12 protein-coding genes and 1 tRNA gene are annotated in these 16,360 nt (G+C 58.8%); 10 read left to right on the plus strand and 3 right to left on the minus strand.

Features of this window, described 5'->3' with window-relative positions:
- Window positions 1–38 precede the first annotated feature (38 nt).
- Complete coding sequence (locus ACQ4MY_RS16330; RefSeq protein ID WP_440095823.1) at window positions 39–1,262, plus strand: multifunctional CCA addition/repair protein; 1,224 nt, start codon at window positions 39–41, stop codon at window positions 1,260–1,262.
- Between the two features lie 105 nt (window positions 1,263–1,367).
- Here ACQ4MY_RS16330 and folK read toward each other — a convergent pair whose 3' ends face one another.
- Window positions 1,368–1,883, minus strand: coding sequence for a 2-amino-4-hydroxy-6-hydroxymethyldihydropteridine diphosphokinase (folK, locus tag ACQ4MY_RS16335; RefSeq protein ID WP_158832506.1), 516 nt, complete (start codon window positions 1,881–1,883; stop codon window positions 1,368–1,370).
- Window positions 1,874–2,230, minus strand: a complete 357-nt coding sequence (gene folB / locus ACQ4MY_RS16340; RefSeq protein WP_008085185.1) for a dihydroneopterin aldolase — start codon at window positions 2,228–2,230, stop codon at window positions 1,874–1,876. The genes folK and folB overlap by 10 nt, the downstream gene beginning before the upstream one ends.
- 74 nt (window positions 2,231–2,304) lie before the next feature.
- Here folB and plsY point away from each other — a divergent pair, with 74 nt between their 5' ends.
- The gene (gene plsY, locus ACQ4MY_RS16345) at window positions 2,305–2,874 is read left to right on the plus strand and encodes a glycerol-3-phosphate 1-O-acyltransferase PlsY (RefSeq protein ID WP_158832502.1); all 570 of its coding nucleotides are present in this window, start codon (window positions 2,305–2,307) and stop codon (window positions 2,872–2,874) included.
- Between the two features lie 23 nt (window positions 2,875–2,897).
- Here the strand turns inward: plsY and tsaD are convergent, their stop codons facing one another.
- The gene (tsaD, locus tag ACQ4MY_RS16350) at window positions 2,898–3,923 is read right to left on the minus strand and encodes a tRNA (adenosine(37)-N6)-threonylcarbamoyltransferase complex transferase subunit TsaD (protein ID WP_008085183.1); all 1,026 of its coding nucleotides are present in this window, start codon (window positions 3,921–3,923) and stop codon (window positions 2,898–2,900) included.
- Window positions 3,924–4,122: 199 nt separating this feature from the next.
- Here tsaD and rpsU point away from each other — a divergent pair, with 199 nt between their 5' ends.
- The 8 genes from rpsU to ACQ4MY_RS16390 all read left to right on the plus strand — a co-directional run bounded on the left by rpsU (window position 4,123) and on the right by ACQ4MY_RS16390 (window position 16,356).
- Window positions 4,123–4,338, plus strand: coding sequence for a 30S ribosomal protein S21 (gene rpsU / locus ACQ4MY_RS16355; RefSeq protein ID WP_002551877.1), 216 nt, complete (start codon window positions 4,123–4,125; stop codon window positions 4,336–4,338).
- Window positions 4,339–4,824: 486 nt separating this feature from the next.
- On the plus strand, window positions 4,825–6,789 hold the full coding sequence (gene dnaG, locus ACQ4MY_RS16360) for a DNA primase (protein WP_440095825.1): 1,965 nt from the start codon (window positions 4,825–4,827) through the stop codon (window positions 6,787–6,789).
- Window positions 6,790–6,856: 67 nt separating this feature from the next.
- A complete protein-coding gene (gene rpoD / locus ACQ4MY_RS16365; RefSeq protein ID WP_008085181.1) occupies window positions 6,857–8,701 on the plus strand; it encodes an RNA polymerase sigma factor RpoD in 1,845 nt (614 codons plus the stop codon).
- 126 nt (window positions 8,702–8,827) lie between these two features.
- Complete coding sequence (locus ACQ4MY_RS16370) at window positions 8,828–12,574, plus strand: EAL domain-containing protein (protein WP_440095826.1); 3,747 nt, start codon at window positions 8,828–8,830, stop codon at window positions 12,572–12,574.
- Between the two features lie 15 nt (window positions 12,575–12,589).
- Window positions 12,590–12,666 (plus strand) — tRNA-Ile (locus ACQ4MY_RS16375).
- A 401-nt stretch (window positions 12,667–13,067) separates the two neighbouring features.
- Window positions 13,068–13,694, plus strand: coding sequence for a PBECR2 nuclease fold domain-containing protein (locus ACQ4MY_RS16380; RefSeq protein ID WP_440095827.1), 627 nt, complete (start codon window positions 13,068–13,070; stop codon window positions 13,692–13,694).
- A gap of 296 nt (window positions 13,695–13,990) precedes the next feature.
- Window positions 13,991–14,452 carry an Lrp/AsnC family transcriptional regulator gene (locus tag ACQ4MY_RS16385; RefSeq protein WP_008085178.1) on the plus strand — a complete coding sequence of 154 codons (462 nt, stop codon included), beginning with the start codon at window positions 13,991–13,993 and terminating at the stop codon, window positions 14,450–14,452.
- Between the two features lie 221 nt (window positions 14,453–14,673).
- Complete coding sequence (locus ACQ4MY_RS16390) at window positions 14,674–16,356, plus strand: flavin monoamine oxidase family protein (protein WP_440095828.1); 1,683 nt, start codon at window positions 14,674–14,676, stop codon at window positions 16,354–16,356.
- The last annotated feature ends 4 nt before the right edge of the window (window positions 16,357–16,360 follow it).

A 16,360-nucleotide genomic window follows, 5' to 3' on the forward strand; every position in this document is an offset into this window, starting at 1 on the left:
GCGCAAGGGTTATCCTGTCGGGCTAACGGAGGTTTTTTATGCAGATTTTCAAGGTTGGCGGTGCGGTTCGTGATCGCCTGCTGGGCAAACCGGTTACTGACATCGATTGGGTCGTGGTCGGAGCCAGCACGGAAGAAATGCTCGCCAAGGGCTATCGCCCGGTCGGCGCGGATTTCCCGGTGTTTCTTCACCCAAAAAGCGGCGAGGAATACGCCCTCGCCCGCACCGAGCGCAAAAGCGGCCGTGGTTATGGCGGCTTTACGTTTCACGCCAGTCCCGAAGTCACGCTTGAAGAAGATCTGATCCGTCGCGACCTGACCATCAACGCCATGGCCGAGGACGACCAACAGAACATCACCGATCCGTACCACGGTCAGCGCGATCTTGAAGATCGAATCCTGCGCCACGTTTCTCCGGCGTTCGCCGAAGATCCGCTCCGAGTGCTGCGCGTTGCCCGCTTCGCCGCCCGCTATGCCGAGCTTGGTTTCAGCGTTGCACCGGAGACGCTCGAACTGATGCGTCAACTCAGTGAATCCGGTGAACTGGAGGCGCTGACCGCTGAGCGCAGCTGGAAAGAAATCTCCCGCGCGCTGATGGAAGATCAGCCACAGGTATTCATCCAAGTGCTCCGCGACTGTGGCGCGCTCAAGGTGTTGATGCCGGAAGTCGACGCACTGTTTGGCGTGCCGCAACCGGAAGCACATCACCCGGAAATCGACACTGGCGTCCACACACTCAGCGTGCTGGAGCAATCGGCGCTGCATAAACAACCGCTGACGGTGCGCTGGGCCTGCCTGCTGCATGACCTCGGCAAAGGCCTGACGCCGAAGGAAGAGTGGCCACGGCATATCGCCCACGAGCACACCGGATTGGAGCTGATAAAAGCCGTAAACGAACGCTTCAAGGCGCCGAAGGATTGCCAGGAATTGGCCTTGCTCGTTGGCAAGTACCACACCCACGGACACCGGGCGCTGGAGCTGAAGGCTTCGACGCTACTGGAGTTGTTGCAGAGTTTTGACGTGTATCGCCGGCCGCAACGGTTTGAAGAGTTTATCGTAGCGTGCGAGATGGATGCGCGGGGCCGCAAAGGGCTGGAGCAAAGAAGCTACCCACAGGCGGATTATTTGCGCGGTGCGGCAAAGGCAGCGCGTGAAGTCGCGGTGCAGCCGTTGCTGGAGAAGGGATTCAAGGGGCCGGAGCTGGGTGAGGCGCTGAAGCGTGAGCGGCTCAAGGCCTTGAAGGCTTACAAAGACAACGCTTGAAGCAAGATCAAAAGATCGTCCGATCGCGGCCCGAGCCTTCGGCAGCTCCTACAGAGAGATTTAGATTTCCATGTAGGAGCTGCCGCAGGCTGCGATCTTTTGCTTTTAAAGGTCCTCAGGCGTGAGCTGCTTGCCGCGCCACTCAAACCGGACCGGCGCCAGTACCTGATCAATCTGCGCCTCGGCCCACAACGTCGCGAAGCTTTTTCCCACACCCGGATGCACACGATCCGGCGCAATCAGCGACAACGGCCACAGCACAAAGGCGTTTTTCAGTATTTCAGCGCGCGGCAGGATCAAGCCATCGAAATTACCCGCCAGATCGCCGTACAACAGCACGTCGATATCCAGCGGCAAGCCCTTGCGATCCGGCGCGTAACGACCGTTATCCGCCTCGATGAATTTCAAGCGTCGATCCAGTTCCATCAACGGCAGGTCGGTATACGCCGACACCACAAAGTTGAAGAACGGCCCGCTCTTGATCCCCACTGGCTGGCTCTCGAACACCGCCGAACAGCGGATATCCACCAGAAACGTCGCCAAAGCATCAAGACCGGCGCGCAAGTGGGTTTCACGCTCGATATTGCTACCGAGCCCGAGATAGACCTGAGTCAGCGACATCCGCGCTCGATCTCCACACCCACACCGCCCTTGGCCGCTGGCACCGCGCCAGGCTTGGTCAGTTTCAGGCGTACCCAAGTGATGTTGAACTCATTCATCAGCACTTCGACCAGACGCTCGGCGAACGTCTCGACCAGTTGAAACTGTGCCTGCTCGGCAAAGGCCTGAATCCGTGTGGAAACGCTGGCATAGTCGAGCGCCAGGGTCAGGTCGTCACCGGCCGCGGCCGGGCGATTGTCCCAGGCGAAGCTCAGATCAAGACGCAGGCACTGTCGGATGCCGCGCTCCCAGTCGTAGGCACCGATCACGGTGTCGACTTCCAGGCCCTCGATAAACACTCTGTCCAAGCACTTTTCTCCGTTGCACGACAAGGGCGCAATGCGCCGTTAGAATCAGGGCGTCCTCGCCCGGAATAGTTAGCATGTTTTGGTTACTGGCGACTTTCGCCTACCTGCTCGGCTCGCTGTCCTTCGCCATTTTGCTCAGCCGCCTGACCGGAAATCCGGATCCGCGAATGAGTGGCTCGGGTAATGCCGGCGCCACCAACATGCTGCGCCTGGTAGGTCGCAAACTGGCGATCCTGACCCTGCTGGGTGACCTGTGCAAAGGCCTGGTGCCGGTGCTGATCGCAGCGGCGGCTGGCCTTTCGCTGCAGGATCAGGCCTGGATTGGCGTGTGCGCCGTGATCGGTCACCTGTTCCCGTTGTATTTTCGCTTTCGTGGCGGCAAAGGCGTCGCCACCGCTGCCGGCATGCTGCTGGGCCTGTATCCGCCCGCCGCGCTGCTGGCCGTGTGCGCCTGGCTGCTGACGTTCTACCTGACCCGCACCAGCTCACTGGCGGCGCTGATCGCCACGCCGCTGACCCTGCCGTTGCTGGCTTGGCAGGAACCGGAGGCGCTGTTGCCGATGAGCGCGCTGACACTGCTGATCGTCTGGCGCCACCGCGGCAATCTACGCGACCTGTTTGCCGGGCGCGAACGGCATTTTTAAATACCGCTCATGAGCGCCGCTCATCACAACGCCGACAATTGCTCCATCGGCCAGCGCGCCTGCACGCTGATCGCCAGACTTTCCTGCTGACCGGCCTGCAAACGCTGGCAACCGGCAAACGCGATCATCGCGCCGTTGTCGGTGCAGAACTCTGGACGTGCATAAAACACATCGCCCTTCATGTCGCCGAGCATCTTCTCCAGCGAAACGCGTAAGGCCTTGTTGGCACTGACGCCGCCAGCGATCACCAGACGCTTCATGCCTGCCTGTTTCAGGGCGCGCTTGCACTTGATGGTCAAAGTCTCCACCACGGCCTGCTGGAACGCCAGCGCGATGTCGCAACGGGCTTGCTCGTTGTCGTCCCCGGCGCTGACGCACTGCTGCCAGGCGTTGAGCGCGGAGGTTTTCAGACCGCTGAAGCTGAATTGCAGGCCCGGGCGATCGCACATCGGACGCGGAAAGGTGAAACGTCCTGCAACGCCCTTCTCCGCCAACTTGGCGATTTCCGGCCCGCCCGGATAATTGAGGCCCATCATCTTCGCGGTTTTGTCGAACGCTTCGCCGGCAGCATCGTCGAGCGTCTCGCCGAGCAAGGTGTATTGACCGATGCCATCGACCTGAACCAGCTGCGTATGACCGCCCGAGACCAACAAAGCGACGAACGGGAATTCCGGCGGTTTTGGCTCCAGCATCGGTGCGAGCAAATGCCCTTCCATGTGGTGCACGCCGAGCGCCGGAATGCCCCAGGCAAACGCCAGCGCCTGAGCGCAGGAAGCGCCGACGAGCAACGCGCCAACCAGGCCAGGACCCGCGGTATAGGCGATCGCGTCGATCTCGGTGGGTACACAGTCCGCTTCGGCCAACACCTGACGAATCAAGGGCAGCATGCGTTTGACGTGGTCACGCGAGGCGAGCTCCGGCACCACACCGCCATAGGCGCGGTGCAGGTCGATCTGACTAAACAGTGCGTCGGCCAGCAGACCGCGCTCACTGTCATATAATGCGACGCCGGTTTCGTCGCAGGAGGTTTCTAATCCCAGTACTAGCATGGGTTTGCGCCTTGTTTAGGCTGACTTCGAAGGCGCGCATAATAGTCGCCGCGGGATGCCCCGACCAGCGGTTTTCGATCAGAGGCTTTGCATTCCGAGCGATGAGGGGTTAACATCCGCAACCCTTAAAAACCGACGTCTTCAAGTGCTCTTTTGCCGCGAGGATGTTGACCCCGGTAATGAATGAAGGTAGCTCTGGATGCCAGCCGTCAAAGTTAAAGAGAACGAACCCTTCGACGTAGCTCTGCGTCGTTTCAAGCGCTCCTGCGAAAAAGCCGGTGTACTGGCTGAAGTTCGTAGCCGCGAATTTTACGAGAAGCCAACTTCTGAGCGTAAGCGCAAAGCAGCAGCCGCTGTTAAGCGTCACGCCAAGAAAGTTCAGCGCGAACAGCGCCGCGCCGTTCGTCTGTACTAATACACAGACGTTCGTAGCAAGCTTCTTTGCCTAAGCCCGGCTCTCAGCCGGGCTAATGGCATTTGCGTAAAACGCTTGATGCTTCAACGTCGAAGCCGCACACGCGACTTAGACGAATCTGCTTCACACGTCAGACCTGGCTCTTTTGCCAGCGGTGCACGTCTTTTCTGACGAGCCTTTCAAGGCTACTGACGAGCACACCCACTGATTCCTCTCACGACGATCAGCCCAAGGCACCTGCATGCGTGCCCGCTTTATTGAGCTATCCGAGGCCCTCAACCGGCCGTCAGCGGATTCAGCGCAACACTTTCAAATAGTCGAAGACTGATAGGTACTAACGTCAGTGGATTTTCGGCAGATACACTTCCCGACAGCGATTACGCAGACGACACCGGTCGAGCCGCACCTTTTGCGTGCTTCAAACAACGACCCGCGTCCGGCAGCCTTACGCATCGGACTTATTGCAGCGCAGACGACGAGAACGCCATGGCCGGGCTGATACCCCAGAGCTTCATTGACGACCTGCTGAACCGCACCGACATCGTCGACGTGGTCAGTTCGCGCGTGCAATTGAAGAAGGCCGGCAAGAATTACACCGCCTGCTGCCCGTTTCACAAAGAGAAAACCCCGTCGTTCAGCGTCAGCCCCGACAAGCAGTTCTATTACTGCTTCGGCTGCGGCGCCGGCGGTAATGCCCTCGGCTTTCTCATGGATCACGACAACCTGGATTTCCCCCAGGCCATCGAAGATCTGGCGAAAGCCGCCGGCATGGAAATCCCCCGCGAAGAAAGCGGCCGCGAGCGCAAGCCACGGCAACCGACTGATTCGCCGCTCTATCCGTTGCTCACTGCCGCTGCCGATTTTTACAAACAGGCCCTCAAGAGCCACCCCGCGCGCAAAGCGGCCGTGGATTACCTCAAGGGTCGCGGCCTGACCGGCGAGATCGCCCGGGATTTCGGCCTCGGCTTCGCGCCGCCAGGCTGGGATAACCTGTTCAAACATTTGAGCAGCGACACCCTTCAGCAAAAAGCCATGATCGACGCCGGGCTGCTGATCGAGAACGCCGAAACCGGCAAACGCTATGACCGCTTCCGCGATCGCGTGATGTTCCCGATCCGCGACACCCGTGGCCGCATCATCGCCTTCGGTGGCCGCGTACTCGGCGACGACAAACCGAAGTACCTGAACTCCCCGGAAACCCCGGTTTTCCATAAAGGTCAGGAACTCTACGGCCTTTATGAAGCACGCAAGAACAACCGCAACCTCGATGAAATCATCGTCGTCGAAGGTTATATGGACGTCATCGCTCTCGCCCAACAAGGCCTGAAAAATGCCGTCGCAACGCTGGGCACCGCGACCAGCGAAGAACACTTGAAGCGCCTGTTTCGCGTCGTGCCGAACGTGCTGTTCTGCTTCGACGGCGACCAGGCTGGCCGCAACGCTGCATGGCGGGCACTCGAAGCAACGTTGTCGAGCCTGCAGGACGGGCGTCGCGCGCGATTCCTGTTCCTGCCCGAAGGCGAAGACCCGGATACCCTGGTGCGCGCCGAAGGCACCGATGCGTTCAAGGCGCGAATCAATCAACATGCTCAGCCGTTGGCGGATTATTTCTTCCAGCAACTGACCGAAGAAGCCGACCCGCGCTCGCTCGAAGGCAAGGCCCATATGGCCACCCTCGCCGCACCGTTGATCGACAAAGTGCCAGGCGCCAACCTGCGCATCCTGATGCGTCAGCGCCTGAGCGAAATCACCGGACTGAGCAGCGAGACCGTCAGTCAGCTGGTGCAAAGCGCGCCGCAGGAAGCGCCGCCCGCTTACGACCCGGGCATCAATTACGACGCAATGCCGGACTACAGCGACTACCATCAGCCGCAGGCACAGGACATGTATGTGCCGCAGCAGGAGTGGACGCCGAAGAAACCCGGCGCTGGCGGCAAGAAGTGGGACAAGAAGCCCTGGGACAAGAACGGCAAGCGTGGCGGCGATCGCGACCAACAACGCCCGCGCACGCCGATTGGCGTGGAATCGCCAACCCTGACCGCCCTGCGAACACTGCTACATCACCCGCAATTGGCTGAGCGCGTCGAGGACGCCGGGCACATTGCGGACGAAAATCAGACCAACGCCCAGTTGCTTGTGGCGCTGCTCGAAGCCGTACAGAAGAATCCCAAGCTAAACTCATTTCAGTTGATCGCGCGATGGCACGGCACTGAACAGGGTCGCCTGCTCAAGGCGCTGGCAGAAAAAGAGTGGCTGATTGATGGAGATAACCTTGAACAACAGTTTTTCGACACCATTACTAGCTTGTCAGCCCGCCAACGCGAGCGAAATCTTGAACAGTTACTCAGGAAAGCCCGTCAAAGCGAACTGAGTATTGAAGAGAAAAATCAACTGCGCGACCTTCTTAGTCGCAATGTTTCCGCATCAAACCCGACCTCAACTGGCGCGTGAGGTCATAGCTCAGGTATAATCCTCGGCTTGTTTTTTGCCCGCCAAGACCTTCAGTGGATAGGGTGTTATGTCCGGAAAAGCGCAACAGCAGTCTCGTATTATTGAGTTGATCAAACTGGGTCGTGAGCAGAAGTATCTGACTTACGCCGAGGTCAACGACCACCTGCCCGAGGATATTTCAGATCCAGAGCAGGTGGAAGACATCATCCGCATGATTAACGACATGGGGATCCCCGTACACGAGAGTGCTCCGGATGCGGACGCCCTTATGTTGGCCGACGCCGATACCGACGAGGCCGCTGCGGAAGAAGCAGCCGCCGCGTTGGCAGCGGTGGAGACCGATATCGGTCGCACCACTGACCCGGTGCGCATGTACATGCGTGAAATGGGTACGGTCGAGCTTCTGACTCGTGAAGGCGAAATTGAAATCGCCAAACGAATCGAAGAAGGCATCCGTGAAGTGATGAGCGCAATCGCGCACTTCCCTGGCACGGTTGACCATATTCTCTCCGAGTACACTCGTGTGACCACCGAAGGTGGCCGCCTGTCCGACGTCCTGAGCGGTTATATCGACCCGGACGACGGCATTGCGCCGCCTGCCGAAGTGCCGCCGCCTGTCGAAGCGAAAGTCGCGAAAGCCGACGACGAAACCGACGACGATGAAGCCGAATCTTCCGATGACGAAGAAGAAGCCGAAAGCGGTCCGGATCCGGTTATCGCCGCCCAGCGTTTTGGCGCGGTCGCCGACCAGATGGAAATCACCCGCAAGGCCCTGAAAAAGCACGGTCGCAGCAACAAGGCAACGATTGCCGAATTGCTGGCTCTGGCCGAGCTGTTCATGCCGATCAAACTGGTACCGAAGCAATTCGAAGGTTTGGTTGAACGTGTTCGCGGTGCCCTGGATCGTCTGCGTCAGCAAGAGCGCGCGATCATGCAGCTGTGCGTACGTGATGCACGTATGCCACGCGCCGATTTCCTGCGTCAGTTCCCTGGCAACGAAGTCGACGAAAGCTGGTCCGACGCCCTGGCCAAAGGCAAGAGCAAGTACGCCGAAGCCATCGGCCGTGTGCAGCCGGACATCATCCGTTGCCAGCAGAAACTGATCGCGCTGGAAACCGAGACCGGTCTGACCATCGCTGAAATCAAGGACATCAACCGTCGCATGTCGATCGGTGAGGCCAAGGCCCGCCGCGCGAAGAAAGAGATGGTTGAAGCCAACTTGCGTCTGGTGATCTCGATCGCCAAGAAGTACACCAACCGCGGCCTGCAATTCCTCGATCTGATCCAGGAAGGCAACATCGGCTTGATGAAAGCGGTAGACAAGTTCGAATACCGTCGTGGTTACAAGTTCTCGACTTATGCCACCTGGTGGATCCGTCAGGCGATCACTCGCTCGATCGCCGACCAGGCCCGCACCATCCGTATTCCGGTGCACATGATCGAGACGATCAACAAGCTCAACCGTATTTCCCGGCAGATGTTGCAGGAAATGGGTCGCGAACCGACCCCGGAAGAGCTGGGCGAACGCATGGAAATGCCTGAGGATAAAATCCGCAAGGTATTGAAGATCGCTAAAGAGCCGATCTCCATGGAAACGCCGATCGGTGATGACGAAGACTCCCATCTGGGTGACTTCATCGAAGACTCGACCATGCAGTCGCCAATCGATGTCGCCACTGTTGAGAGCCTTAAAGAAGCGACTCGCGAAGTGCTGTCCGGCCTCACTGCCCGTGAAGCCAAAGTACTGCGCATGCGTTTCGGTATCGACATGAACACCGACCACACACTCGAAGAAGTGGGCAAACAGTTTGACGTAACGCGTGAGCGGATCCGTCAGATCGAAGCCAAGGCGCTGCGCAAGCTGCGCCACCCGACGCGAAGCGAGCATCTGCGCTCCTTCCTCGACGAGTGATACCAGAACCCCCGGCCCAGGCCGGGGGTTTTGTTTATGTGGCAGATTAAATCCCGCGCATCCCCCCTCCCCCGCATACCCCGTCTACACTCGAAACAATCATCCCCGAGCCATAACGAGAGCGTTATGCCCAGATTGGCGTCCGTGCTTTTTTTGCTGTCACTGATGATCTGGACCGCAACGGCTGACGCGCTGACTCTGACCGATGAAGAACGTAGCTGGCTGGCGGCTCACCCGGACTTGCACCTGGGTGTCGATGCGTCGTGGCCGCCCTTTGAGTTTCGCGATGATCAGGCGCGTTATCAGGGCTTGGCGGCCGACTATATCGACGTGATTCGCCAGCGTCTGGCGATCAAACTGACGCCAATCGAACCGGTGAGCTGGACGGAGGTGCTGGAACAGGTCAAACAGGGCAAGATCGACCTGCTGCCGGGCATCATGTCCACCCCCGAGCGCCAGTCCTATCTGTCGTTCACCCGCCCCTATCTGGACTTCCCGATTGTCATCCTCGCCCACGTCGGCGGTGCTCAGCCGCGCAAACTTGAAGACTTGTACGGCCTGAAAATCGCCGTGGTGGAAAACTACGCGCCGCATGAGTTGCTGCGCACCCACCACCCGGACCTGAACCTGGTGGCCATGCCCAACGTCAGTTCCGCACTGCAGGCGCTGGCCACCGACGAAGTCGACGCGGTGGTCGGCGATCTGGCGTCCAGCGTCTGGAGCCTGCGCCAACTGAAACTCGATGGCCTCTACGTCAGCGGCGAAACCCCCTATCGCTACCAACTGGCGATGGGCGTACCGCGCGACAACAAGATATTGGTAGGGATTATCGACAAAGTCCTGGCTGATATGAGTCCGGCCGAAATCAGCAGCATTCAAGAACACTGGGTCGGCAACGTCCTCGATCATCGGACGTTCTGGTCAGATCTGCTGATTTACGGGCTGCCAGGCCTGCTGCTCTTGGTGGGCGTGTTGGCCGTGGTGATCCGCATCAACCGGCGTCTGAGTTCGGAAATTGCCCGGCGCATCGACCTCGAACAAGAACTGCGCAGCAGCGAGTATCACTATCGCGGTCTGGTGGAGAGCCTGTCGGCGATCGCCTGGGAAGCCCGGATGAGCGACTTCACCTACAGCTACGTCTCACCGCACGCCGAAGACTTGCTTGGATATCCGCTGTCGCATTGGCTGATTCCGGGGTTCTGGCGCAACATCATCTACCCGGCAGACCTGACTCGCGCCCAGAGCTTCTGCGACCACGAAGTGCTGGCCGGGCGCGATCACAGTCTCGATTACCGGGTGATCACTGCCGACGGTCGCTGCCTGTGGGTGCGCGACATCGTCAGCCTGATCGAGCACGGCCACGAACCGGTGATGCGCGGTCTGATGATCGACATCAGCGAAACCAAGCGCACCGAAGAAGCACTGCGCCTGTCAGAGCAGAAATTCGCTTCGGTGTTTCAGCAATGCCCGGACATTCTGGTGATTGCGCGGTTGTCCGACGGCTGCCTGCTGGAGGTCAACGAAGCCTTTGAGGAACAGATTGGATTGAAGGCCGAAGAAGTCATCGGCCAGACCGCCACCGACCTGAATATCTGGGGCATTCCCGGGGTCGGCCCAGGCCTTTTGCAGCGCTTGCAGGCGGGCAGCATTCGCAATCTGGAAATGCCCTTTCGCCGCAACAACGGCCAGGTATTCACCGGCCTGATTTCTGCAGAGCCATTCGACCTCGACACCACGCCTGCACTGGTGGTCGTGGTGCGCGACATTACCCAGCTCAAGGAAACCCAACAGCAACTGCAAACCTCCGAGGAGAAATTCGCCAAGGCCTTCCACGCCTCGCCGGACGGTTTGTTGCTGTCGCGCCAGAGCGATGGTCTGCTGCTGGAGGTCAACGAAGGCTTCAGCCGCATCACCGGTTTCAACAGCGCCATGTCAGTGGATCGCTCGGCACTGGATCTGGGCATCTGGGTCAATCTCAACGAGCGTAAACAGATGCTCGACCTGTTGCATCGCGACGGTTTTGTCCGCGACTTCACCTGCCATATCCGCCGCAGCGACGGGCAGATTCGCCTCTGCGAGGTCTCCAGCCGACCACTGCCGATCGGCGATGAAGACTGCATGCTGACCATCGCCCGCGATATCACTGAACGCCATCTGATGCAGGAAAAACTGCAACAAGCCGCGACCGTATTCGAGAGCACCGCCGAAGGCGTATTGATCACCGACACGCAGCAGCACATCAGCGCGGTCAATCGAGCCTTCACCGAAATCACCGGCTACAGCGAAAGCGAAGCGCTTGGTCATACGCCACGCTTGCTCGCCTCCGGCCTGCACGACAGCGCGTTTTATGCGGCGATGTGGCATCAGTTGACCGACGAGGGTCACTGGCAAGGCGAGATCTCCAACCGGCGCAAGAACGGCGAGCTGTACCCGAGCTGGCTGACCATCAGTGCCGTGCGCAACCGCGATAAATTCATCACTCACTTTGTCGCAGTGTTTGCCGACATTTCCAGCCTCAAGCACGCGCAGGCCAAGCTCGATTACCAGGCTCACCATGACCCACTGACCGGCCTGCCAAACCGCACGCTGTTTGAAAGTCGCTTGCTCATGGCGCTTAACAGTCAGCAGGAAAACGGCGGTCAGGGCGCGGTGCTGTTTCTCGACCTCGACCGCTTCAAACACATCAACGACAGTCTCGGTCACCCGGTCGGCGACCTGCTGCTCAAGGGCATTGCCGTGCGCTTGAAAGAGCAGTTGCGCGACATCGACACCGTTGCGCGCCTGGGTGGCGATGAATTCATCATCCTGCTGCCCGGCCTGCAACAGCCCAGCGACGCCGACAACATCGCCACCAAACTGCTCAACTGCTTCGGCGCGCCGTTCCAGGCCGGTGAACACGAGTTTTTCATCAGCGCCAGCATCGGCACCAGTCTTTATCCGCGCGATGGTTGCGACGTCGCCACGCTGGTGAAAAACGCTGACGCGGCGATGTACCGTTCCAAGGCCAAGGGCCGCAACCGCGTCGAAAGCTACACTCGCGACCTCACCGCCCAGGCCAGCGAGCGCGTGGCACTGGAGCACGAACTGCGCCGGGCCATTGAGCGCGATGAACTGTTTCTCTATTACCAACCGAAGATCAGCCTGGAAGATCACAGCTTGGTCGGCGCCGAAGCACTGATCCGCTGGCGTCACCCGACTTTCGGCGACGTGCCGCCGGAGCACTTCATCCCGCTGGCCGAAGAGAACGGCATGATCCTGCAGATCGGCGATTGGGTACTGGAAACGGCCTGCCGCCAGATGTTTGAATGGAATCAGGTCTACGACAGCCTCGGCCCGCTCTCGGTCAACCTCGCCGGCGCGCAACTGCGCCAGCCCAACCTGTTAGGGCGCATCGAACAACTGCTCAAGGACAACCGCCTGCAACCGGATTTACTGCAACTGGAAATTACCGAGAATTTCATCATGAGTCAGGCCGAAGAGGCGCTGGCGGTGCTGCACCAACTCAAACACCTCGGCGTGCAACTGGCGATCGACGACTTCGGCACCGGCTATTCCTCCCTCAGCTACCTCAAGCGCTTGCCGCTCGACATCCTCAAAATCGACCAGTCCTTCGTCCGCGGACTGCCTGACGACCCGCACGATGCCGCGATTGTCCGCGCCATCATCGCCCTCGGTCGCAGCATGCAATTCACCGTGATCGCCGAGGGCGTGGAAACCCAGGCGCAACAGCAATTCCTCGCCGCCGAAGGCTGCGAACAGATCCAGGGCTACATCGTCAGCCTGCCGCTGCCCCCGGAAGAATTCGCCGCTACGTTTCTGCGTGTAACCGTATCGGATTATTCGGATAGCACAGCCGAGAAACCGTCGCTATAATCCGCGACCTACTGAGGGCCTATAGCTCAGTTGGTTAGAGCAGAGGACTCATAATCCTTTGGTCCACGGTTCAAGTCCGTGTGGGCCCACCAAATTGAAAGCCGCGCTAAATGCGCGGCTTTTTCTTGGGCGAGTGGTTGGGGGTCAGTGTTGGCGAGCGCAATGTTCGGAAGACTTCCCCGAAGGCTGTAGGCAAGTTCCGAAGCTGTGGTTTTGAGAAGTGTTGCGCCTGTTTGGCGTTGGTTTGACGGGATACTCTTGAGACGTCGCTGCTTATCAGCGGTCGGGCTTGGAAACCCGTCGAAATCGGAAGCCACAGGCTTAATACCAATCAAGAACATGCCCGCCATGCCTAGGATCGCCATCGCGATCATGCACAAATTGCGCGGGCCTTTTAGCCGGGTATCTTTCCACCCACCAGCGCACTGTTAGGAATACAACTGCAAGGTCTGTAGGAGTATTCCTAACCTATGTTTTCTGCACCGTTTCTACCTTGTTGAGGACTTATTCCGACAGTAATCTCCGGACGCCTCCGCCCGCCCAGGATCGATTTCATGCTCGTGAATGCTGCGCCACTGATAAGGAAGCAGCCGACCAGCAAACCTGGATCGACCTCGCCTTACCCGATCTCAGAACCTTATCGAGAGAACTTCGGTCAGCCGCAATAGAAGAGGTAAAAAGGGCCGAGGACGCAGAAGGCGCGCTCAAAATCCTCTCGGATCACTTTGGGTTTGTCGACGAGTCATTATTGGCCGTTACCATCCTCACGCCCATCGGGAACGTCGCGATCCTGAGAGACAAACTGGCCCACATCGTCGAGAAACGTCCAGATTCCCGAGAACGTTATGTTCGACATGCCATAGATACGCTGACGGGACCTTTTGAAGTATGGAAAGTACTCTACGATAACGGCGGATACCGAATGGCATTCATTAACGCCTACGAGGCAAAAAACGACATGCTTGTCGTGGTCGATGTGCGAAACGGGCATGTCCTCTGGAACTACATGCACGCGCCCGCCAGAGCGATGAACAAACACCGCCAAGGCGAGCTTTTGTACAAGCGGTACATTCTTGAAGACAAAGAAAAGGGCAGCCATTTGGCTGCCCTTAATATTTGAATCCTGATATTTGCATCCTCAGGAAATGGGATGAAGAGGTCTCACCTTACACCGATGTTGCAGCATCGCTGAGGTACCTACGTCCACTAATGCCCTGCAAGGCAGCGGATTTCGCGCTCTTGCTGGCATTCTTGATAAATAGGCCAACCAAGTCAAATCAAATATCCGATGTATTGTTTCAGCGCAACGATGCCATCGATTCTTGGGTGAACAATTCAAACATCGCCTGCAAGCGTGTTGCAGACAGTGTCTGTAACATGCGTACTCACCGCCCCCACACCCATGGAACCGCCCCCTTGCCCGACACCCGCCCACCCGCGCTCGATGAAATCGATCGTCAGCTGATCGCCGCCCTGCAAATCAACGCCCGCGAAAGCGTGGCCATGCTTGCTCGGCAATTGGGCATTGCGCGCACCACCGTGACCTCTCGATTGGCGCGGCTGGAAAAAGCCAAAGTGATTACCGGCTATGGCGTGCGTCTCGGTCAGCGGGTGGTCGATGGCGGCTTGCAGGCCTACGTCGGGATCAAGGTGCAGCCGCGTTCCGGCAAGGAGGTGGTGCGCCGGTTGAGTGCGATGGCGCAGGTGCAGCAGTTGTGTGCGGTGAGTGGCGAGTTTGATTATGTGGCGTGGTTGCGCAGCGATTCGCCGGAGCAGCTGGATCAGTTACTCGATCAGATTGGCGGCGTGGATGGGGTCGAGAAGACCACGACTTCGATTATTTTGAGTAGCAAGGTTGATCGGGGGCAGCCGGTTTGAGTGTTGATCATGATTTTTCGGTTGGTGGATGGACCTCTTCGCGGGCAAGCCTTGCTCCTACAAGGGACAGTGTGTAGCGAATGATCGTCATACTGATCAGGTTATTGGCAAAACGACGACACTTTGCGTCTTATTAACGTGTTCCACGCTCCCTAGAATGGCTGGCATCTTTTCCTATACTCAGACGCGCATTCCGCGTCGGGTCGCCAGCAAGGTCAGCCATGAACAAGAACAATCGCCATCCTGCAGACGGTAAGAAACCAGTCACCATTTTCGGCCCGGACTTTCCGTTCGCGTTTGACGACTGGATCGAACACCCGGCCGGTCTCGGCACTATCCCTGAACACAATCATGGCGCAGAAGTGGCGATCGTCGGTGCGGGCATCGCTGGTTTGGTGGCGGCTTACGAGTTGATGAAACTCGGCTTGAAACCGGTGGTGTATGAAGCGTCAAAGCTGGGCGGGCGTTTGCGTTCGCAAGCGTTCAACGGCACTGACGGCATCGTCGCTGAACTCGGTGGTATGCGCTTCCCGGTGTCGTCCACCGCGTTCTATCACTACGTCGACAAGCTCGGCCTCGAAACCAAACCTTTCCCGAACCCGCTGACGCCAGCCTCCGGCAGCACCGTGATCGATCTGGAAGGCAAAACCCATTACGCGCGGAAACTGGCGGATCTTCCTGCGCTGTTTCAGGAAGTGGCTGACGCCTGGGCGGATGCGCTGGAGGCTGGCTCGCAGTTCGCCGACATCCAGCAAGCCATTCGCGACCGTGACGTGCCGCGCCTGAAAGAGCTGTGGAATACCTTGGTGCCGCTGTGGGACGACCGCACGTTCTATGACTTCGTCGCCACTTCCGAGGCCTTCGCCAAACTGTCGTTCCATCACCGCGAAGTGTTCGGTCAGGTTGGGTTTGGCACTGGCGGCTGGGACTCGGACTTCCCGAATTCGATGCTGGAAATCTTCCGCGTGGTGATGACCAACTGCGACGATCACCAACACCTGGTGGTCGGCGGCGTCGAGCAAGTGCCGCAAGGCATCTGGCGGCATGTGCCGGAGCGCTGCGTGCATTGGCCTGAAGGCACCAGCCTGAAATCCCTGCACCGTGGCGCGCCGCGCTCCGGCGTGAAGAAAATCGCTCATGCGCTGGATGGCCGTTTCGCGGTCACCGACAACAATGGCGACACCCGCGAATACGCCGCCGTGCTGACCACGTGCCAGAGCTGGCTGCTGACCACGCAGATCGAATGCGACGAAACCCTGTTCTCGCAGAAGATGTGGATGGCCCTCGACCGCACTCGCTACATGCAGTCGTCGAAGACGTTCGTGATGGTCGACCGTCCGTTCTGGAAGGATAAAGATCCAGAAACCGGCCGCGACTTGATGAGCATGACCCTCACCGATCGCCTGACCCGTGGCACCTATCTGTTCGACAATGGCGATGACAAACCGGGCGTGGTCTGCCTGTCGTATTCGTGGATGAGTGACGCATTGAAAATGCTCCCGCACCCGGTGGAAAAACGCGTAGAACTGGCGCTGAACGCACTGAAAAAAATCTACCCAAAAGTCGATATCGCCGCGCGAATCATTGGCGATCCGATCACCGTGTCGTGGGAAGCCGACCCGTACTTCCTCGGTGCCTTCAAAGGTGCCCTGCCCGGCCACTATCGCTACAACCAGCGCATGTACGCGCACTTCATGCAGGACGAGATGCCGGCCGAGCAACGCGGGATTTTCATCGCCGGCGACGACGTTTCGTGGACGCCGGCCTGGGTCGAAGGTGCGGTGCAAACCTCGCTCAACGCGGTGTGGGGGATCATGAAACATTTCGGCGGGTCGACACATAAAGCGAACCCGGGCCCCGGTGACGTGTTCAAAGACATCGGCCCTATCGCCCTGCCCGAGTAAGAGG

The sequence above is a fragment of the Pseudomonas sp. SM4 genome (assembly GCF_051913165.1).
GTDB lineage: Bacteria > Pseudomonadota > Gammaproteobacteria > Pseudomonadales > Pseudomonadaceae > Aquipseudomonas.

Bases quoted from the DNA above. Each gene is read 5' to 3' on its own strand.
- ACQ4MY_RS16370 (WP_440095826.1), top strand. From the start codon at position 8,828: ATGCCCAGATTGGCGTCCGTGCTTTTTTTGCTGTCACTGATGATCTGG.
- folK (WP_158832506.1), bottom strand. From the start codon at position 1,883: ATGTCGCTGACTCAGGTCTATCTCGGGCTCGGTAGCAATATCGAGCGT.
- tsaD (WP_008085183.1), bottom strand. From the start codon at position 3,923: ATGCTAGTACTGGGATTAGAAACCTCCTGCGACGAAACCGGCGTCGCA.
- rpsU (WP_002551877.1), top strand. From the start codon at position 4,123: ATGCCAGCCGTCAAAGTTAAAGAGAACGAACCCTTCGACGTAGCTCTG.
- plsY (WP_158832502.1), top strand. From the start codon at position 2,305: ATGTTTTGGTTACTGGCGACTTTCGCCTACCTGCTCGGCTCGCTGTCC.
- rpoD (WP_008085181.1), top strand. From the start codon at position 6,857: ATGTCCGGAAAAGCGCAACAGCAGTCTCGTATTATTGAGTTGATCAAA.
- dnaG (WP_440095825.1), top strand. From the start codon at position 4,825: ATGGCCGGGCTGATACCCCAGAGCTTCATTGACGACCTGCTGAACCGC.
- ACQ4MY_RS16390 (WP_440095828.1), top strand. From the start codon at position 14,674: ATGAACAAGAACAATCGCCATCCTGCAGACGGTAAGAAACCAGTCACC.
- ACQ4MY_RS16330 (WP_440095823.1), top strand. From the start codon at position 39: ATGCAGATTTTCAAGGTTGGCGGTGCGGTTCGTGATCGCCTGCTGGGC.